The organism is Pseudomonas syringae (genome assembly GCF_021606685.1).
Classification (GTDB): Bacteria; Pseudomonadota; Gammaproteobacteria; order Pseudomonadales; family Pseudomonadaceae; genus Aquipseudomonas; species Aquipseudomonas syringae_R.
The window spans coordinates 1-18111 of record NZ_WKCB01000020.1; the positions used below are offsets into that span (position 1 = coordinate 1).

Below are 18111 nucleotides of genomic sequence, written 5' to 3' on the forward strand. Positions count from 1 at the left end.
CCCTTCAGGGGCAACCCAATACCCCGTGGCGAGCGGGCTTGCCCGCGTTGGGCTGCGCAGCAGCCCCAGTACGTCGCACTGTGTTGTGCCAGGCAGTCCTCGGTTGTGGGTTTCAGGGGGCGCTTCGCGCCCCAACGCGGGCAAGCCCGCTCGCCACATAAGCCCGCTCGCCACATAAGCTGGTTCGTTACAGAAAGCCGGTTCGTGCGCGGGGTGACCTGCAATATTTGCCAGGCTCCAGGCCGCAACCCGATAAACCGTGGCGAGCGGGCTTGCCCGCGTTGGGCTGCGCAGCAGCCCCAGTACGTCGCACTGTGTTGTGCCAGGCAGCCCTCGGTCGCGGGTTTCAGGGGGCGCTGCGCGCCCCAACGCGGGCAAGCCCGCTCGCCACATAAGCCCGCTCGCCACATAAGCTGGTTCGTTGCAGACAGCGGATGCGGATCTTTTCGGTTATCTCAAGGTGCATGCGGGTGGCGTCCATGCGCCAAAAAAAGACATTCAGCGGACCGCTTGGTTGCGACCCACCGGATACCGGCCTACTGTTCCAAGCCATGCTGCGCAATTTGCTGTCCCCCACCCCAGACTTCAGGTGACGACATGCCTACGCTTCCCCGTCCCGCCGTACTTGAACTGATCGGCAACACCCCGCTGGTGCGCGTCAGCCGTTTCGATACCGGCCCCTGCACGCTGTTTCTCAAGCTTGAATCCCAGAACCCCGGCGGCTCGATCAAAGACCGCATCGGCCTGGCCATGATCGACGCCGCCGAACGCGACGGGCGCCTGCGCCCCGGCGGCACCATCATCGAAGCCACCGCCGGCAACACCGGCCTGGGCCTGGCGCTGGTGGGCCGGGCCAAAGGCTACCGGGTAGTGCTGGTGGTGCCCGACAAGATGTCCACGGAAAAAGTGCTGCACCTCAAGGCCATGGGCGCCGAGGTGCATATCACCCGTTCCGACGTCGGCAAGGGCCACCCCGAGTATTACCAGGACGTGGCCGCGCGGCTGGCCAAGGATATTCCTGGCTCATTTTTTGCCGACCAGTTCAACAACCCGGCCAACCCCCTGGCCCATGAAACCAGCACCGCGCCGGAAATCTGGGCGCAGACCCAGCACGACCTGGACGCCATTGTGGTGGGCGTCGGCTCGGCAGGCACCCTCACCGGCCTGACGCGTTTCTTCAAGCGCGTACAACCCGAACTGGAGATGGTACTGGCCGACCCCGTGGGCTCGGTGATGGCCGAATACAGCCGCAGCGGCACACTCGACACCCCCGGTTCCTGGGCCGTTGAAGGCATCGGCGAAGACTTCATCCCCTCGATTGCCGACCTGTCCAGCGTGCGCCACGCCTATTCCATCAGCGATGAAGAAAGCTTCGACCACGCCCGTCAGTTGCTCAAGGCCGAGGGCATTCTCGGTGGTTCGTCTACCGGCACCCTGCTTGCCGCTGCGCTGCGCTATTGCCGCGAACAGACCGAGCCCAAGCGCGTGGTGACCTTTGTCTGCGACACCGGCACGCGTTACCTGTCCAAGGTCTACAACGACCAATGGATGAACGACGCCGGGCTGTTGCAGTACAAACACTACGGCGACCTGCGCGACCTGATCGCCCGTCGTTTCGAAGACGGCCGCGTGATCAGCGTGAGCCCCGACGACACTCTGCTCACGGCCTTCCAGCGCATGCGCCTGGCGGATGTCTCGCAGCTGCCGGTGCTGGTCAACGGCCGCGAGCTGGTCGGGGTGATCGATGAATCCGACATCCTGCTGGGCCTGCACCACGACGCCGCGCACTTCACCCTGAACGTCGCCGGCGCCATGACCAACACCCTGCAAACCCTGGCCCCCAACGCCAGCCTGGTCGAGCTGCAGGCCGAACTCGACCGTGGCCTGGTCGCCATCATTGCTGACGCGTCGGGCTTCTACGGCCTGATCACCCGCGTCGACCTGCTCAACCACCTACGGAGATCCCTTGCATGAGCCAGCCCGATAAAGGCGCGTTTGCCACCCGCGTAATCCACGCCGGGCAGTCACCCGACCCGACCACGGGCGCGCTGATGCCGCCGATCTATGCCAACTCCACCTACCTGCAAGACAGCCCCGGCGTGCACAAGGGCTTCGACTACGGCCGCTCCCACAACCCCACGCGGTTTGCCCTGGAGCGCTGCGTGGCCGACCTCGAGGGCGGCAGCCAGGCGTTTGCCTTTGCCTCCGGGCTGGCGGCGATTTCCACGGTGTTGGAACTGCTCGATGCCGGCGCGCATATCGTCTCCGGCAACGACTTGTACGGCGGCACCTTCCGCCTGTTCGACAAAGTGCGCCAACGCAGCGCCGGGCACCGCTTCAGCTTTGTCGACCTGAGTGATGTGTCGGCGTTTGAAGCGTCGCTGCAGGACGACACGCGCATGGTCTGGGTCGAAACCCCGAGTAACCCGCTGCTGAGCCTTACCGACCTGAGCGCCATTGCCCGAATCTGCCGTGACCGCGACATTATCTGCGTGGCCGACAACACCTTCGCCAGCCCGTGGATCCAGCGCCCGCTGGAGTTGGGGTTTGATGTGGTGGTGCACTCGACCACCAAGTACCTTAACGGCCACTCGGATGTGATCGGCGGTATCGCCATTGTCGGCGACAACCCCGCACTGGCTGAACGCCTGGGTTTCCTGCAGAACTCAGTGGGTGCCATCGCCGGCCCCTTCGATGCCTTCCTGACCCTGCGCGGCGTGAAAACCCTGGCGCTGCGTATGGAGCGCCACTGCAGCAACGCCCTCGACCTGGCGACCTGGCTGGAACAGCAGCCGCAAGTGGCGCGGGTGTATTACCCGGGGCTCACGTCCCACCCGCAGCACGCACTGGCCCGCACACAGATGCGCGGATTCGGCGGGATGATTTCGGTGGACTTGAACAGCGACCTGGCCGGTGCCACGCGCTTCCTGGAAAACGTCAGGATCTTCGCCCTGGCCGAGAGCCTGGGCGGCGTTGAAAGCCTGATCGAACACCCGGCGATCATGACCCATGCGAGCATCCCGGCGGCCACGCGGGCGCAGCTGGGGATTGGCGACGGCCTGGTACGGCTATCGGTGGGCGTTGAGGATGTGGAGGACTTGCGGGCGGATCTGGCGCAAGCGCTGGCAAAAATCTAAATAGCCCACTCAACGAAGACCAAATGTGGGAGGGGGCTTGCTCCCGATGACGGTTGATCAGCCAATGAATCTGTTGACTGACACTCCGCCATCGGGGGCAAGCCCCCTCCCACATTGGTTACGCGTCAAGCTGAAGTGACGTTGGCCCGCGCGCTATGCAGCTTCTTGTAGCTGTCGATCAAACGCAAATGCCGGTCCAGACCTTCCAGCTTCATGCTCGTCGGCGTCAGCCCATAGAAGCGCACGCTGCCATTGACCGAGCCGATCACTGCATCCATCCGCTCATTGCCGAACATGCGCCTGAAGTTTCTCTCGTAGTCCGCCAGTTCAAGGTCATCGTCCAGTTGCATCTCCAGCACCGCATTCATTGCCTGGTAGAACAGGCCGCGCTCGGCGGTGTTGTCGTTGTACTGCAGGAACATCTCCACGCACTCCTTGGCCTCTTCATGCTGCTGCAAGGCGAGGAAGATCAGCAGCTTCAACTCCAGGATGGTCAGTTGGCCCCAGGCGGTGTTGTCGTCGAACTCGATGCCGATCAAGGTGGTGATGTCGGTGTAGTCGTCCAGCTCGCTTTCAATCAGGCGCTCGACCAACGCGTTCAACTCGGCCTCGTCCAGACGGTGCAGGTTGAGGATGTCTTCGCGGAAAAACAGCGCCTTGTTGGTGTTGTCCCAGATCAGGTCATCCACCGGGTAGATTTCCGAGTAATCCGGCACCAGGATGCGGCACGCGGTGGCGCCGAGGTGCTCGTACACCGCCATATAGGATTCTTTGCCCATGCCTTGCAGAATGCCGAACAGTGTCGCGGCTTCCTGGACGTTGGAGTCTTCGCCTTCGCCGGAGAAGTCCCACTCGACGAATTCGTAGTCCGACTGCGCACTGAAGAAGCGCCACGAAACCACGCCGCTGGAGTCGATAAAGTGCTCGACGAAGTTGTTCGGCTCCGTCACCGCCTGGCCTTCGAAGGTCGGCTGCGGCAAGTCGTTCAAGCCTTCGAAACTGCGGCCTTGCAGCAATTCGGTGAGGCTGCGCTCCAGCGCCACTTCCAGGCTTGGGTGTGCACCGAACGAGGCGAATACACCGCCGGTGCGCGGGTTCATCAGGGTTACGCACATCACCGGGAATTCACCGCCCAGCGACGCATCCTTGACCAGCACCGGGAAGCCCTGGGCTTCCAGGCCCTGAATGCCGGCGAGGATGCTAGGGTATTTGGCCAGCACTTCAACCGGCACGTCCGGCAGCGCGAATTCACCTTCGATGATTTCACGCTTCACGGCCCGCTCGAAAATCTCCGACAGGCACTGCACCTGGGCTTCGGCCAAGGTATTGCCAGCACTCATGCCGTTGCTGAGGTAAAGGTTTTCGATCAGGTTGGACGGGAAGTACACCACCTCGCCGTCCGACTGGCGTACGAACGGCAGCGAAACAATCCCGCGTTCTTCATTGCCGGAGTTGGTATCGAACAGGTGCGAGCCACGCAGCTCACCCTCGCGGTTGTAGACCTTGAGGCAGTAGGCATCGAGGATTTCGCTTGGCAGCGCATCGTCAGGTCCCGGCTGGAACCAGCGCTCGTCCGGGTAGTGCACGAACGGCGCGTTGGCCAGCTCTTCACCCCAGAACTGGTCGTTATAGAAGAAGTTGCAATTGAGCCGCTCGATAAACTCGCCCAACGCCGACGCCAGCGCGCCTTCCTTGGTCGCGCCCTTGCCGTTGGTGAAGCACATTGGCGAGTGCGCATCGCGGATATGCAGCGACCACACATTGGGCACGATATTGCGCCACGAGGCGATTTCGATCTTCATCCCCAGGCCGGCGAGGATCCCGGACATATTGGCGATGGTCTGTTCCAGCGGCAGGTCTTTACCGGCAATGTAGGTACCCGCCTGTGAGGTGCTGTTTGGCATCAACAAGGCCTGGGCATCGGCGTCGAGGTTGTCCACTTCCTCGATCACGAACTCGGGACCGGCCTGCACCACTTTCTTCACGGTGCAACGGTCGATGGAACGCAGGATGCCCTGACGGTCCTTGTCGGAGATATCTGCCGGCAGCTCGACCTGGATCTTGAAGATCTGGTTATAGCGGTTTTCCGGGTCGACGATGTTGTTCTGCGACAGGCGAATATTGTCGGTGGGAATATTGCGTGTCTGGCAGTACAACTTCACGAAGTACGCCGCACACAACGCCGACGACGCCAGGAAGTAATCGAATGGCCCCGGCGCCGAACCGTCGCCCTTATAGCGGATCGGCTGGTCGGCAATCACCGTGAAGTCATCGAACTTGGCTTCAAGCCGGAGGTTGTCGAGAAAGTTGACCTTAATTTCCATGCGGGTACACCAGAATAACGGGCTAAACAAAATGGCCGCCATTATGAGGTGTTTCATCGGGAAGTTTCAGGCTTTTGACCAATGGCTGGCGAAATAGCCAATGTGCATTAATCTTCTGCGAGTTGGCGCCGATGGACTGAGTGCAACCAGGGAGTAGTCGGAATGCGCAACAACCAGCCCGTTACACAGCGCGAGATTTCCCTCGCGCCGCAACAAAAACTCATCTCGGCGACGGATGTTCGAGGTGTGATCACGTATTGCAACGACGCCTTTGTGGATATCAGCGGTTTTGAACGCGCCGACCTGATCGGCGCCCCCCAGAACATCGTGCGTCACCCCGATGTGCCCCCCGCAGTATTTGCGCATATGTGGAGTGCGCTCAAACAGGGTCAGCCCTGGATGGGCATCGTCAAGAACCGCTCGAAAAACGGCGACCATTATTGGGTCAACGCCTACGTCACGCCGATCTTCGAAGGCAACAGCGTGGTGGGTTTCGAGTCGGTGCGGGTCAAGCCCACGGCCGATGAGATTCGGCGCGCCCAAGCTCTGTACCAGCGCATCAGCCGGGGCAAACCGGCGGTGCCGCACCAGGACAACTGGCTGCCCGCCGCCCTGAGCTGCGTGCCGTACCTGGCCACTGCGGTCGCCGGTTGCGTCGCCGGGTTGTTTCTCAGCGCACCGCTGGCCGTCGCGGTGGCCGTGGCGGTCGCTGTGCCGGTGGGCGTGCTCTGCTCACGCACTCGCCAGGGCAGCACCTTGCGGCTGTTGGCAGGTGTCGAACCTTCGACCTCGGACGCCCTGATCGCGCAGATGTACAGTGACGCACGCGGCCCGCAGGCACGCCTGGAAACCGCGTTTCTCAGCCAGACTGCACGCCTGAAAACCTGCCTCACGCGCCTGCAGGACAGTGCCGAGCAACTCAGCGCCCTCGCCGGGCAATCCGATCAGTTGGCCACCGCCAGCGCCAAGGGCCTGGACCGCCAGCGCGTGGAAACCGAACAGGTCTCGGCCGCCGTGAATCAGATGGCCGCGACCACCCAGGAAGTCGCCAGCCACGTGCAACGCACCGCCGATGCCACGCAGCAAGCCAACGCCCTGACCGGGCGTGGCCGCGAAGTGGCGCGCGATACCCGTGAAGCCATCGAGCGCCTTTCTGCCGTGGTCGGCGAAACCGGCGCCACCGTGGCGCAACTGGCCCGCGACAGCGATGAAATCGGCAGCGTGGTGGATGTGATCAAAGGCATTGCCGATCAAACCAACCTGCTGGCGCTCAACGCCGCGATTGAAGCGGCACGTGCCGGTGAACAAGGCCGCGGCTTTGCCGTGGTGGCCGACGAAGTGCGCCAACTGGCCCAGCGCACCTCGCAATCCACCACCCAGATCCACGCCCTGATCACCCAACTGCAAACGTCCTCCAACAACGCCGTGAGCAGCATGCAGCACGGCCAACGCCAGGCCCAGGAAGGCGTGGCGTGGGTGCTGGAGGCGGACCAGGCGCTGGTGGGCATCAGTGAAGCGGTGTCGCACATCACCGACATGACCACCCAGATCGCCGCCGCTACCGAAGAACAAAGCGCGGTCGCCGAGGAGATCAGCCGCAATATCACCACCATCGCTGAACTGGCCGACCAGACCTCGGTACAAGCCCATCAATCCACGGACCTGAGCAAGGAGCTGACCAACACAGCGTCCACTCAATACGCCTTGGTTGAACGCTTCAACCGCTGATCCCCCTAAGGCGCCCGTCCTCAAGCAAGACGGGCGCCGTCCGCAGTTTTATCCGACGCCTCAGCAACCCACGCTGGCGGTGAGAAGGCACGGCTCAAGGCTGCTTGCGATACATCCCTGTCAGGTAATCGGGAAAGTCCGGTGCGGAGTTGTGGTTGATAACCGCAAAATTCTTCACCAACTGAATGTGGTACGGCCCTGCGCGGCGGCCCACGTCGGGCTCACGCACGATAATCAGGTTATCGGTTTCCATCGGCACAGTGAGGTGGGTGCTCACGATGACTTTGTCGGTGCCGGTGTCTTTGAGCGTGATAGTGAACTCCGCGAGTTCCCTGCCCTGGGCGTCGCGCTCCGGGAGGATTTTCAGGTCCAGGTCGCCGTCGCGGTCGAGGAAGTCGTCACGCATCTGGTAGTGGCCGGCGCGCTGGTCGCGGGCAACATTGTCGATTTTTTCGTAGTCCGGTTCGCGGTATTCATCGCGCAACTGGAAGGCCATTTCGCGGGTAGGTCCCTTGACGGCGCTGAGCCAGGTGCCAGTGTTGTCCTGCTTAATGTGCCACACGCCGGTTTGATGGCCGTCGTCGCTATATTCGTGCAGGTACAGGAAGGACTCGTCAGCGTACTCGCCCCGATTGCCCACCAGCTTGATCGGTTTGCCGCTGCCGCTCTTGGTGTAGCGCAACTCGCCGATCATCACAGCGCCCTGCTGCTGGTACCAGATTTCCACCGGGATCTTGCCGTTTAGCGTGCCGACCAGCCGCTGCGGGTCTTCATTGACCGGGCCTTCGAGCCTGGGCGTTTCCAGCCATTGGCCGTCCTTCCACTCGCCGGTGGTGCGCAGCATGTAACCGGCGGGCATGCTGTTGTTGGCGTCGCCATCGGTCGCCGGCACCTGTTCCTGGGTGTATGAACTGAGTTGCACCAGTTCGCCGTCGCGTAGTTGCCAGATGCCCGAACGCGTCCAGCAGCAACCCCGGTCAACTTGCGTATGGAGCGTGCCGTCCTTGGGATTGACCATGAACATCCCGCCGAAGTTTTCGTTGGCCAGGTCGGTCAGGGGGCGGTTGAGCACCCACTGGGTTTTCTGCGGGTCTTGCAGGTATACGTCGTAGTTGAACTGGAAGTCCTTGTCGGCGCCGTTGTCGTTGCGAATGGCCAGGTCCTGACGGCCATCGCCATTGATGTCGGCGAAGTACAGCAGGCCGTACTCCCCCACTAGATGTCCCTCGTCGGTTTTACCGTTGCGATCCAGCGGTACATTGCCCGCCGGCGTCTCCAGTTGCTGAAGGATCTCAAGCGTGTTTTTGTCGCGCACGGTGATCAGTGCGCGCACCAGTTCGCGCAAGTCCTCGGGCACTTGTGGGAACAGCACCTCAACCAGGTACTTGCCACTGGGGTCGTCGACCGAGAACGAACGGGGTTCGGCCATGGCCGGGGCGGCAAGCGCCGTAGAGAGCAGCACAGCGCTGACAAGCGAACGCATTCAAAGCATCCTTGCTGAAATTCGGGGGCGGCAGTGTAGCCTGTGTTTTCACACAAATCGCTGTTTGCCGGCACACCTTGGCTGATATGTTGCGTGCCTCAAGCAGCCAAGGGACGAGCCATGGAACCGCTAGCCAGCAACGCCGCACTGGTGGTCATCGACATGCAACAGGGCATGCACCAGCCAACACTTGGGCGGCGCAACAACCCCGACGCCGAAGTGCATATGCAGCGCCTGCTGAGCGCCTGGCGGCAAGCCTCGCGGCCTATCGTGCATGTGCGGCATATTTCCCGCACGCCGGGTTCGGTTTTCTGGCCGGGGCAACCCGGTTGCGAGTTCCAGGCCGCACTGCAACCGCTGCCCCATGAACATGTGGTGGAAAAAAACGTCCCGGATGCCTTCACCCATACCGGGCTGGAGCGCTGGCTGCACGCCCGCGCGATCCGGCAGGTGGTGATCGTTGGGGTGATCACCAACAACTCGGTCGAGGCCACGGCGCGGTCGGGCGGCAACCTGGGCTTTGAAGTGATCGTGGCGGCGGACGCCTGCTACACGTTCGACCAGACCGACCTGTCGGGACGCCTCTGGCCGGCGGAGGATGTGCATGCACTGTCGCTGAGCAACCTGGCAATGGACTATGCCACGGTAGTGGAAACGGACGAGATCCTCTCCGGCGGCGTCATACCAAAGGCTTGAACACGCCGGCTTGCTCCAGCATCGCCACCAGCGCTTCTGGCCAGACGGTGTCTGGCGTTGCACGCAACTGCTCGGCAGACCACCAATGATGATCCGCCATCACTTGAGTCTCTTCCAACGTCCACTCGGCTCTGGAAAGCTCAGTGCTGACAGTGTGAACGACAAAGTAGTGCTCGACAGCGAGCACCGTTTCACCGCTGGGCAGCATCAACGCAAACGTGCGCTCGGCGGTCGGCGCTCCCACCGCCCGCACCTGGATACCGGTTTCCTCGCGCAGCTCACGGATCGCCGCCGCCTCGAAAGTTTCCCCGGCTTCAACACCGCCGCCAGGCGTCGCCCAGTAGTTTTTCCCGGCTAACGCGCCGTCTTTGTGGACGAACCTGAATAGCAGCACTTCATCGGAGGGGCTGATGACCAGCAGGCGTGAGGCCTTTCGTTCACGCATGAACTCTATTCCTTGCTTGATAAAACGTGTTGATGGGTCTGCAGGTAGGCGGTCAACAACAAGGTGGTCTGTTGTTCCAGACCGGCCTCGAAGGCGGGCGACGCGTTGCCTTCGAGCAGCGTGCGCACCGGGCCGGCGATCGCGCTGAAGGAAATGGCCGCGGTCAAGTGAGGGTCGTCAAAATGCGCATCGGCGGCGGTCGCGAGCATTGCTGCGATCACCGCCACCACGCGCGTATTGACCCGGGCGACCAACTCAGCGCCGCCCCGCTCGCCCGCGATGGCATATAGAGCTTTGGAAATGCCCTGGTCGCGCAGTTTGGCGGCGACCATCGCCGACACCAACCCGGCCGACATTTCAACCACCGGCATGCCTTGATGGCGGGCACACGTTTGCTCCACCGTCTGGGCGAACCGTTCCAGGTGTTTCTCCAATACAGCGGCGAGCAAGGCGTCGCGGTTGGGGTAGTACTGGTAGACACTGCCCACCGAAATCCCCGCCCGTTCCGCCACGCGGGTGGTGGTGCAACGCACCAGCCCCTGCTGAATCAGAACCTGAATGGTTGCCTGGTGCAGCGCCTCGACAGTCACCGCTGAGCGCGCCTGAACCGCCGATTTTCTTGGCTTCAAGGAGGGTTTGGGAAAGCTCACGGAATGCGAATTCCAATATCTGAAGGATCCTTCATATTAGAGCCTTACTCAGTTGAAGCAAGGGCGACGCACATGACACGTTTGGCAACCAGCAACACATTCACCCTCGGCGACCGCCAGGTCAACCGCATCGGCTACGGCGCCATGCAGCTGGCAGGCCCCCATGTGTTCGGCCCGCCCAAGGATCGTGACGCGGCGCTGGCCGTACTGCGCGAGGCCGTCGCAGCCGGTGTGAACCATATCGACACCAGCGACTTCTACGGGCCCCACGTCACCAACCGGATTATCCGTGAGGCGCTGCACCCTTATCGGGATGATCTCACCCTCGTTACCAAAATCGGTGCCCGTCGCGACAATGAGGGCGGATGGCATGCCGCTGCGTCAAAAGAGCAACTGACCCAGGCCGTACACGACAACTTGCGCAACCTTGGGCTGGACGTGCTGGATGTGGTCAATTTCCGCTGCGCGTATAACCTGATGGGGCCGGGTGAAGGCTCAATCGAAGCCGCGCTGACCACCCTTGCCGAATTGCAACACCAGGGGCTGGTGCGCCACATCGGCATCAGCAACGTCACCCCGACGCAAGTCGCCGAAGCGCGTGCCTTGGTCAAATTCGTCTGCGTACAGAACCTGTACAACATCGCCCATCAGCACGATAACGCCTTGATCGACGAACTGGCCAAGGACGGCATTGCCTACGTGCCGTTCTTCCCCTTGGGGGGTTTCAGCCCGGTGCAGTCGTCTACCTTGTCCAGTATTGCGCAGCAGCTGGAGGTGACGCCCAAACAACTGGCGCTGGCGTGGTTGCTGCACCGTTCACCGAATATCCTGCTGATTCCCGGCACTTCGTCGGTCGCTCATTTACATGAAAACCTGGCGGTGGGGGAACTGGATTTGTCGGATGACGTGGTGGCGCAGTTGAACGCCATCGCCGGTTGAGGTCTCAGCCCAGCAACTGCGCAATCGACTTGCGCAATTGCCCATGCACGTCTTCGGCATACGGCACCGCGTTTTTCCAGTCGTAAAACCAAGCCGGCATCCGGCGTTTGTCATCCGGCTCGGAGGCATAACGCGGGAAGATATGGCAATGCAGCTCGGGCTCGGAATTGCCCAGAATCTCGTAGTTCATGCGCACCGCGCCGGTGGCCTGCAGCACCGCGTCGCCGATGCGTGCCATGTCCAGCAGGTAGACAGCACGGGCCTCGGCATCCAGGTCGTTCAAACTCGCCACCACGGGGTCGGGCAGCAGCAGGCAGTACCCCGGCAAGAATTGCACGTCCCCCATCACTGCCCAGCCCGAGGGCATGCGGCAGATGACTTTGTCGTTGGCTCCGTTGCGAGCCAGTGTTACGCGCTCCATGATCAGCGCCACAGTGAGTCCTTGATTAAGCTAAGTGTGGACGGCATCTTAACGCGCTGCACCCCGATTTCCAGCCCTGGAACCCACCCATGCGCATTGCCTGCCTGCACACCGCCGCCAGCAACATCAGCGTGTTTGACGCCGCCGCCCAAGCCTTAGGGCTCGGCCCGGAGGTGCTGTGCCATGAAGTGCGCGCCGACCTCTTGGCCGCAGCCGAACACGCCGGCCAGCTGACGGCCGAGATCGCTGCTGCAACCGCATCGGCGCTGCTCGCACTGGCGCAGCACGCGGATGCGGTTGTCCTCACCTGCTCGACCCTGGGCCCGGCGGTTGAAGGGATCGGCACCCGCACGCCGATTCTGCGCACCGACGCAGCACTCGCCACTTCAGCGGTTCAGGCTGGCGGCAAGGTCGTGGTGCTGTGTGCGGTGCAAACAACCCTGGCGCCCACCTCGCGGCTGTTCCACGCGGCGGCGTTGCACACCAATGCGCGCGTCGAGGTGCAATGGGTTGCGGGGGCATGGGAGCTGTTTAAGGCGGGCAACCTCGACGGTTACCTGGCGGCTGTCGCCAAGGCTGCCGATGCCGCCTATCTGGCAGGTGCATCAAGGGTTGCGTTGGCTCAGGCATCAATGGGCGGCGCGGCCGCGTATGTCACGGCAGGCCCACGCCCGCTCACCAGTGCCCTGACTGGCCTGGAAGCCGCCGTGCGCTCAGTTCAGAACTCGCGCGAGGTCGGCCTGCAGCAGGCCGATCTGGGCTGACGGGATGAATACATGGATTGCCAGCCCCGCCCTACAACAGTGACTGTTGCAGCAACAACAGTGCCTGGACAGCTTGTGCTGAATCGACACATGCCTTTTCTCCACACAACCGCCGTATCCCCTTGAAGTAAAAGCCTTTATCCCCCTGGCATGGCCCGTGCAATCGCCTTCGCATACACCCCTAAGGATGCACCCATGCCCCACACTCTGCCCCAGGCGCTGTTGCACCAAGCCCAAACCCGCGGCACGGCGATTGCGTTGCGTTACAAGCGGCTGGGCATCTGGCACGAGCGACGCTGGAGCGAACTGGCCGACGACCTCGGCCAACTTGCTGGCGCCCTGCAACAGCGCGGTTTCACCGGCGACGATGACCTGCTGATCATCAGCCAGGCGCGTCCCGAGGCATTGCTGCTGGCGCTGGCCGCGCAATGGTTGGGCGCCAGCGTGACCCTGCTCGACCCCGAGCGCGACCACCGAACGCTGCTGGCGGGCTTGCGACCGCGCTTCGTGGTGGCGCAAGACCATGAAGCGTTGCAGCAAGTCGGTGAAGACACTGTGGTGGTGTACCTCGACGGGCGCGGCCTGAGTCAGCCCCAGCGCAGCGGTTTGATCGCGTATGCCGAGCTGCGCGCGCAAGCCCCGGCGCCCGCCTGCGCCGCCGAGCCAAGCGCCGTCGCCTTCGTGTTCCACGCCGGCACCAGCGTGCAGCTGACCCACGCGCAATTGCTGGCGGGCGCACGCACCCTGATCGCCCGTGAGCAGCTCGACCGCAATGACGAGGCCTTGGCGGCGCGCGTATTTGCCGCCAGCGGGCAGGCGCGCTACCTGCTCGCGCCCTGGCTGCTGGCCGGGTTTTGCCTGAACTTTCCCGAAGCCCTGAGCACCCGCGACACCGACCGCCGCGAGCTGGGCCCCACGCTGGTGTTGGGCACCCGCGAATCCTACGCGCGTCTTGAAGCCTGGGCGCGTGAACGCCTGCCGTTGCCCGGTACGCTCAGCCATCGCCTGTACGCCTGGGCCATGCGGCCTACCGCCTCGCCCGTGCGCCGCTGGCTTGGCCACTGGCTGGTGCGCCGGCCTTTGCTCGATGTGCTGGGCATGAGTCGCCTGCGTGTGCCATTGCTGGTGGGCCCGGCGCTGGACCCGCAGAGTGCGGCGTTTTTCGGCGCGCTGGGGATTCACCCCGGCAGTTGGCAGGAGCCTTCGAGCCTGCACATCCCCCTTGACCACTCACTGCCTCACACTGCCTGACGAGCCCTCCATGCGCGCACCCACTGAATCGGTATTACTGCGGCTCGATGACATCTCCCTGTCGTTCAAGGGCATCAAGGCCATCACCTCGATCAGCTTCGACGTCAAGCTCGGCGACATCTGTGGACTGATCGGCCCCAACGGCGCCGGTAAAAGCTCGCTGCTCAATGTGATCAACGGCGTTTACCACCCCCAAAGCGGCAGCATCCGCTACGCCGGCCAAACCCGCCGACGCATGCGCGCGCACCAGGCCGCCGAGGGCGGTATTGCGCGCACCTTCCAGAACATCGCGCTGTTCAAGGGCATGAGCGTGCTCGACAACGTGCTCACCGGGCGCAACCTCAAGCGTCGCAGCAGTTGGGTCGAGCAAATGCTGCGCCTGGGCCGCGCCCGACGCGAGGACGATGCACACCGCCTGCACGCCGAAAAGGTCATTGCCTTTTTGCAGATTCACCCCTGGCGCCACGTGTTGGTGGGCACCCTGCCCTACGGCCTGCAAAAGCGGGTGGAGCTGGCCCGCGCCTTGGCGGCAGAGCCGACCTTGTTGCTGCTGGATGAGCCCATGGCCGGCATGAACGCCCAGGAGAAGGCGCAGATGAGCCAGTTCATTCGCGACATCAACCGCGAGTACGGCACCACCGTGGTGTTGATCGAGCACGATATCGGCGTGGTCATGGGCTTGTGTGACCACGTGGTGGTGCTCGACTACGGCCGCAAGATCGGCGATGGCACACCCGAACAGGTGCGCGCCAACCCGGATGTCATCGCGGCCTACCTGGGGACTTGAGCATGGAATTTTTCTTCGAAGTGCTGATCGGCGGCCTGCTCGCGGGCGTGATGTATTCCCTGGTGGCGATTGGTTTTGTGCTGATCTACAAAGCCTCCGGCGTGTTCAACTTTGCCCAGGGCGCCATGGTGCTGTTCGCCGCGCTGACGTTTGTCAGCCTGCTCGAACGCGGCGTGCCCTTCGCCTGGGCATTCCTTGCCACCCTGGCGAGCATGGTGGTGCTGGCGCTGCTGATCGAAAAAGTGGTGCTGCGCCCGCTGGTCAATCGCCCGCCGATCATCCTGTTTATGGCCACCCTCGGGCTGTCGTACCTGATCGAAGGGTTCGCGCAGTTTCTCTGGGGTGCGCAGGTGCACGGCCTGGACCTGGGCATCGCCGATGAGCCGCTGGAAATCCGCGGCATGCTGCTCTCGCAATTCGACCTGTTTGCTGCCGGCACCGCGGCTGCACTGGTGCTGGCGCTGTCGCTGCTGTTCAACAAAACCCGCATCGGCCTGTCGTTGCGTGCGGTGGCTGACGACCCGCTGGCGTCCATGGCGGTGGGCATCCGCCTGCCGCGCATCTGGGCGCTGGTATGGGCGGTGGCGGGGTTTGTCGGGCTGGTGGCCGGGTTGCTCTGGGGCGCCCGCCTGGGGGTGCAGTTCTCGCTGTCGCTGGTGGTGCTCAAGGCCTTGCCGGTGTTGATCATCGGCGGTTTTTCGTCGATTGGCGGCGCGATTGTCGGCGGTTTGATCATCGGCGCGGCGGAGAAAATCGCCGAGATCTACCTGGGCCCGATCATCGGCAGCGGTATTGAAAACTGGGTGCCTTACGTCCTGGCATTGCTGTTTTTGCTGGTGCGACCTGCCGGGTTGTTCGGCGAGCGCGCGATCGAACGGGTCTGATCGTTTTTAAGGAAATGCCTGCATGCTGTATCAAGAAGTCGGTCAAATCAGCACCTCCTACGCGGCCGAGCGCCGTACCTTCCGCCTGCGCCAGGACCGCGTCGCGCTGTGGCTGCTGCTGGGCTTTGCCTTTGTGGCCGTACCGTGGCTGGGCAATGACTACTGGTTCAGCGCGATTCTGGTGCCGCTGCTGGTGCTGTCCCTCGCCGGCCTCGGCCTGAACCTGCTGACCGGCTACGCGGGGCAGCTGTCGTTGGGCTCCGCGGCGTTTATGGCGGTGGGCGCGTTTGCCGCCTACAACCTGCAACTGCGCGTGCCCGGTTTGCCGCTGCTGGTGAGCTTTGCCCTCGGCGGCGTGATCGCGGCGCTGGTAGCGGTGTTCTTTGGCTTGCCGAGCCTGCGTATCAAGGGCTTCTACCTGCTGGTGGCGACGCTGGCCGCGCAGTTCGTGGTGGAGTGGGTGCTCACCCGGTTCAGCTGGTTTACCAACGACAACGCCTCCGGGGTCATCACCTCGCCGCCGCTGCTGATTGCCGGGCTGGATTTCAGCTCACCCAGGGGCCGGTATCTGCTGACCCTGGCCGTGGTAGTGGGGTTGTTCTGGCTGGGTAAAAACCTGGTGCGCAGCGAGTTGGGCCGTAACTGGATGGCGGTGCGCGACATGGACACCGCCGCCGCCGTGATCGGCATCCGCCTGCTCAAGGCCAAGCTGCTGGCGTTTGCCATCAGCGGCTTCTACCTCGGTGTCGCCGGTTCACTGTGGGCATTTGCCTACCTGGGCACGGTGGAGCCCCACGGCTTTGACCTGAGCCGCTCATTTCAGGTGCTGTTCATCATCATTATCGGCGGCCTCGGCAGTGTGCTCGGCAACGTCCTGGGCGCGGCGTTCATCGTGTTGTTCCCGATCCTGCTGGGCAACCTGTTCGCCCTGTTACCTGCGGGGCTGATGGACGCGGGCCAATTGGAAAACATCCAGAAGATGCTGTTCGGCGCGCTGATCATCACCTTCCTGATCAAAGAACCGGAGGGGCTGGCCCGGCTGTGGCAGCGCTTTCGCCAACGGGCCAGGGTCTGGCCGTTGCGTTATTAAATTCATCACCCCCCAGGAATACCCTCTATGACACACCGCATATCGCTGCGCCGCCTGGCATTGGGCCTGGCCTTGATCACCGCCGGGCTGACTGGCAGCGTCCAGGCCGCCAACGAGCAATACTTCCCGTTGCAAAGCTACCGGGTCGGGCCTTACGCCGCCGGCGGTACGGGCTTCTTCGGTGGTTTTATTGACTACCTGCAATACATCAATGCCAAGGGCGGCGTGAACGGGGTCACCTTGACCTGGAGCGAATGCGAAACCGAATACGTGGTGGAAAAAGGCGTCGAGTGCTACGAGCGCCTCAAAGGTGGCTTGAACGGCGCACCGGCTGCGGCCACCAACCCGCTGTCGGTGGGCATCGCCTATGCCACGCTGGAACGCTCCACCGCCGACAAGCTGCCGCTGATCACCATCAACCATGGCCGTACCGACTCCACCGACGGCAGCGTCTTCCCCTACGTGTTCCCACTGCAGTTGAACCCTTACTCGGAAGTGTCGGCGATCATCAACTACATCGGCCAACGTGAAGGCGGCGCCGACAAGCTCAAGGGCAAGAAAATCGCCGTGCTGTACCACGGCTCGCCCTACGGCAAGGAAACCAACGGCGTACTCGAAACCCTGGCGAAAAATGCCGGTTTCGAACTGACCCTGCTGGAAGTGCCGCACCCCGGCAACGAGCAGCAATCACAGTGGCTGAACATCCGTCGGCTGAAGCCGAATTGGGTGATCCTGCGCGGCTGGGGCGTGATGAACCCGGTGGCGCTCAAATCCGCGCAAAAGGTCGGCTACCCGGCTGATCACATCATCGGCAATATCTGGAGCAACTCGGAAGAAGACGTGGTGCCGGCGGGCAATGCGGCCAAGGGTTTCATTGCCATCACCACGCACCCTTCGGGCACCGATTTCCCGGTGCTGCAAGGCATCAAGCAAAGCGTGGTCGACGCCGGCAAGGGCAACCTGGCCGACCCGAAACGCTTCGGCACCGTGTATTACAACCTGGGCGTGGTCAACGGCATTCTCAACGTCGAAGCCGTGCGCCTGGCCCAGGAAAAGTACGGCCATAAACCCCTCACCGGCGAGCAAGTACGCTGGGGCTTCGAGCACCTGAACCTCGACGATGCACGCCTGCAAGCGCTGGGCGCCAAAGGCCTGGTGCAACCGCTGAAGCTGTCCTGCGCCGACCACGAAGGCGGCGGCGCGGTGCGCTTCCAGCAGTGGGATGGCCAACGCTGGAACCTGATCAGCGATTGGGTGCAAGCCGACCGCGCCCTGCTGCGGCCGATCATCGAAGCGTCGGCCGCGCAGTACGCCAAGGAAAAAGGCATTACGCCGAGGGATTGCAGCAAGGAGCAGTGAGGCCTATCAGCTGAAACGCATTACAGAAATGTGGGAGGGGGCTTGCTCGCGAATGCGGTGGGTCAGTCGCTAAATACAGTGACTGACACTCCCCATTCGCGAGCAAGTCGAATCGTCGCACCGCCCCTCCCACATTTGGACCCCGGTGTATCA

Annotated in this window: 16 protein-coding genes and 1 pseudogene; 12 read left to right on the top strand and 5 right to left on the bottom strand. The window is 62.8% G+C overall.

What is annotated here, in order from left to right; all coding sequences use genetic code 11:
- Nucleotides 1–597: 597 nt before the first annotated feature.
- Nucleotides 598–1974 carry a cystathionine beta-synthase gene (locus GIW02_RS10340; RefSeq protein WP_236416855.1) on the top strand — a complete coding sequence of 459 codons (1377 nt, stop codon included), beginning with the start codon at nt 598–600 and terminating at the stop codon, nt 1972–1974.
- Complete coding sequence (locus GIW02_RS10345) at nt 1971–3137, top strand: cystathionine gamma-synthase (RefSeq protein ID WP_236416854.1); 1167 nt, start codon at nt 1971–1973, stop codon at nt 3135–3137. Before GIW02_RS10340 ends, GIW02_RS10345 begins: the two co-directional genes overlap by 4 nt.
- 125 nt (nt 3138–3262) lie before the next feature.
- Here GIW02_RS10345 and GIW02_RS10350 read toward each other — a convergent pair whose 3' ends face one another.
- On the bottom strand, nt 3263–5461 hold the full coding sequence (locus GIW02_RS10350; RefSeq protein ID WP_236421850.1) for an OsmC domain/YcaO domain-containing protein: 2199 nt from the start codon (nt 5459–5461) through the stop codon (nt 3263–3265).
- A 162-nt stretch (nt 5462–5623) separates the two neighbouring features.
- Between GIW02_RS10350 and GIW02_RS27235 the strand changes: the two are divergent.
- Together GIW02_RS27235 and GIW02_RS10355 are read left to right on the top strand one after the other, a co-directional pair.
- Nucleotides 5624–5890: pseudogene (locus GIW02_RS27235) on the top strand (PAS domain-containing protein); the annotation flags it as partial.
- Nucleotides 5891–6154: 264 nt separating this feature from the next.
- Nucleotides 6155–7189: a methyl-accepting chemotaxis protein gene (locus GIW02_RS10355; protein ID WP_456361656.1), complete on the top strand. Its 1035-nt coding sequence runs from the start codon at nt 6155–6157 to the stop codon at nt 7187–7189.
- 94 nt (nt 7190–7283) lie between these two features.
- Here GIW02_RS10355 and GIW02_RS10360 read toward each other — a convergent pair whose 3' ends face one another.
- A complete protein-coding gene (locus GIW02_RS10360; RefSeq protein ID WP_236416850.1) occupies nt 7284–8672 on the bottom strand; it encodes an XAC2610-related protein in 1389 nt (462 codons plus the stop codon).
- Between the two features lie 120 nt (nt 8673–8792).
- On the opposite strand from GIW02_RS10360, the gene GIW02_RS10365 reads away from it, so the two are divergent.
- Nucleotides 8793–9368: a cysteine hydrolase family protein gene (locus tag GIW02_RS10365; protein ID WP_236416848.1), complete on the top strand. Its 576-nt coding sequence runs from the start codon at nt 8793–8795 to the stop codon at nt 9366–9368.
- On the opposite strand, the gene GIW02_RS10370 is transcribed toward GIW02_RS10365, so the two are convergent.
- On the bottom strand, nt 9352–9813 hold the full coding sequence (locus GIW02_RS10370) for an NUDIX domain-containing protein (RefSeq protein ID WP_236416846.1): 462 nt from the start codon (nt 9811–9813) through the stop codon (nt 9352–9354). The two genes, GIW02_RS10365 and GIW02_RS10370, sit on opposite strands and share 17 nt — an antisense overlap.
- A 5-nt stretch (nt 9814–9818) precedes the next feature.
- Nucleotides 9819–10403, bottom strand: a complete 585-nt coding sequence (locus tag GIW02_RS10375) for a TetR/AcrR family transcriptional regulator (protein WP_236416844.1) — start codon at nt 10401–10403, stop codon at nt 9819–9821.
- 132 nt (nt 10404–10535) lie between these two features.
- Between GIW02_RS10375 and GIW02_RS10380 the strand changes: the two genes are divergently transcribed.
- The gene (locus GIW02_RS10380) at nt 10536–11402 is read left to right on the top strand and encodes an aldo/keto reductase family oxidoreductase (RefSeq protein WP_236416835.1); all 867 of its coding nucleotides are present in this window, start codon (nt 10536–10538) and stop codon (nt 11400–11402) included.
- 4 nt (nt 11403–11406) lie between these two features.
- Here GIW02_RS10380 and GIW02_RS10385 read toward each other — a convergent pair whose 3' ends face one another.
- Nucleotides 11407–11835 carry an HIT domain-containing protein gene (locus GIW02_RS10385; RefSeq protein ID WP_236416834.1) on the bottom strand — a complete coding sequence of 143 codons (429 nt, stop codon included), beginning with the start codon at nt 11833–11835 and terminating at the stop codon, nt 11407–11409.
- 77 nt (nt 11836–11912) lie between these two features.
- Here GIW02_RS10385 and GIW02_RS10390 point away from each other — a divergent pair, with 77 nt between their 5' ends.
- The 6 genes from GIW02_RS10390 (at nt 11913) to GIW02_RS10415 (ending at nt 17958) form a co-directional block, all read left to right on the top strand.
- Entirely contained in the window at nt 11913–12587 is a 675-nt protein-coding gene (locus GIW02_RS10390; RefSeq protein ID WP_236416831.1) for an Asp/Glu racemase, read from the top strand.
- Between the two features lie 195 nt (nt 12588–12782).
- Nucleotides 12783–13838: an AMP-binding protein gene (locus tag GIW02_RS10395; RefSeq protein ID WP_236416829.1), complete on the top strand. Its 1056-nt coding sequence runs from the start codon at nt 12783–12785 to the stop codon at nt 13836–13838.
- Nucleotides 13839–13848: 10 nt separating this feature from the next.
- Nucleotides 13849–14625: an ABC transporter ATP-binding protein gene (locus tag GIW02_RS10400; RefSeq protein WP_236416827.1), complete on the top strand. Its 777-nt coding sequence runs from the start codon at nt 13849–13851 to the stop codon at nt 14623–14625.
- Nucleotides 14626–14627: 2 nt separating this feature from the next.
- Complete coding sequence (locus GIW02_RS10405) at nt 14628–15509, top strand: branched-chain amino acid ABC transporter permease (RefSeq protein ID WP_236421851.1); 882 nt, start codon at nt 14628–14630, stop codon at nt 15507–15509.
- Between the two features lie 22 nt (nt 15510–15531).
- Nucleotides 15532–16599 carry a branched-chain amino acid ABC transporter permease gene (locus GIW02_RS10410; protein WP_236421852.1) on the top strand — a complete coding sequence of 356 codons (1068 nt, stop codon included), beginning with the start codon at nt 15532–15534 and terminating at the stop codon, nt 16597–16599.
- Between the two features lie 27 nt (nt 16600–16626).
- Nucleotides 16627–17958 (top strand): ABC transporter substrate-binding protein, encoded by a 1332-nt coding sequence (locus GIW02_RS10415; protein ID WP_236419468.1) that lies wholly within the window; start codon nt 16627–16629, stop codon nt 17956–17958.
- Nucleotides 17959–18111: the final 153 nt, after the last annotated feature.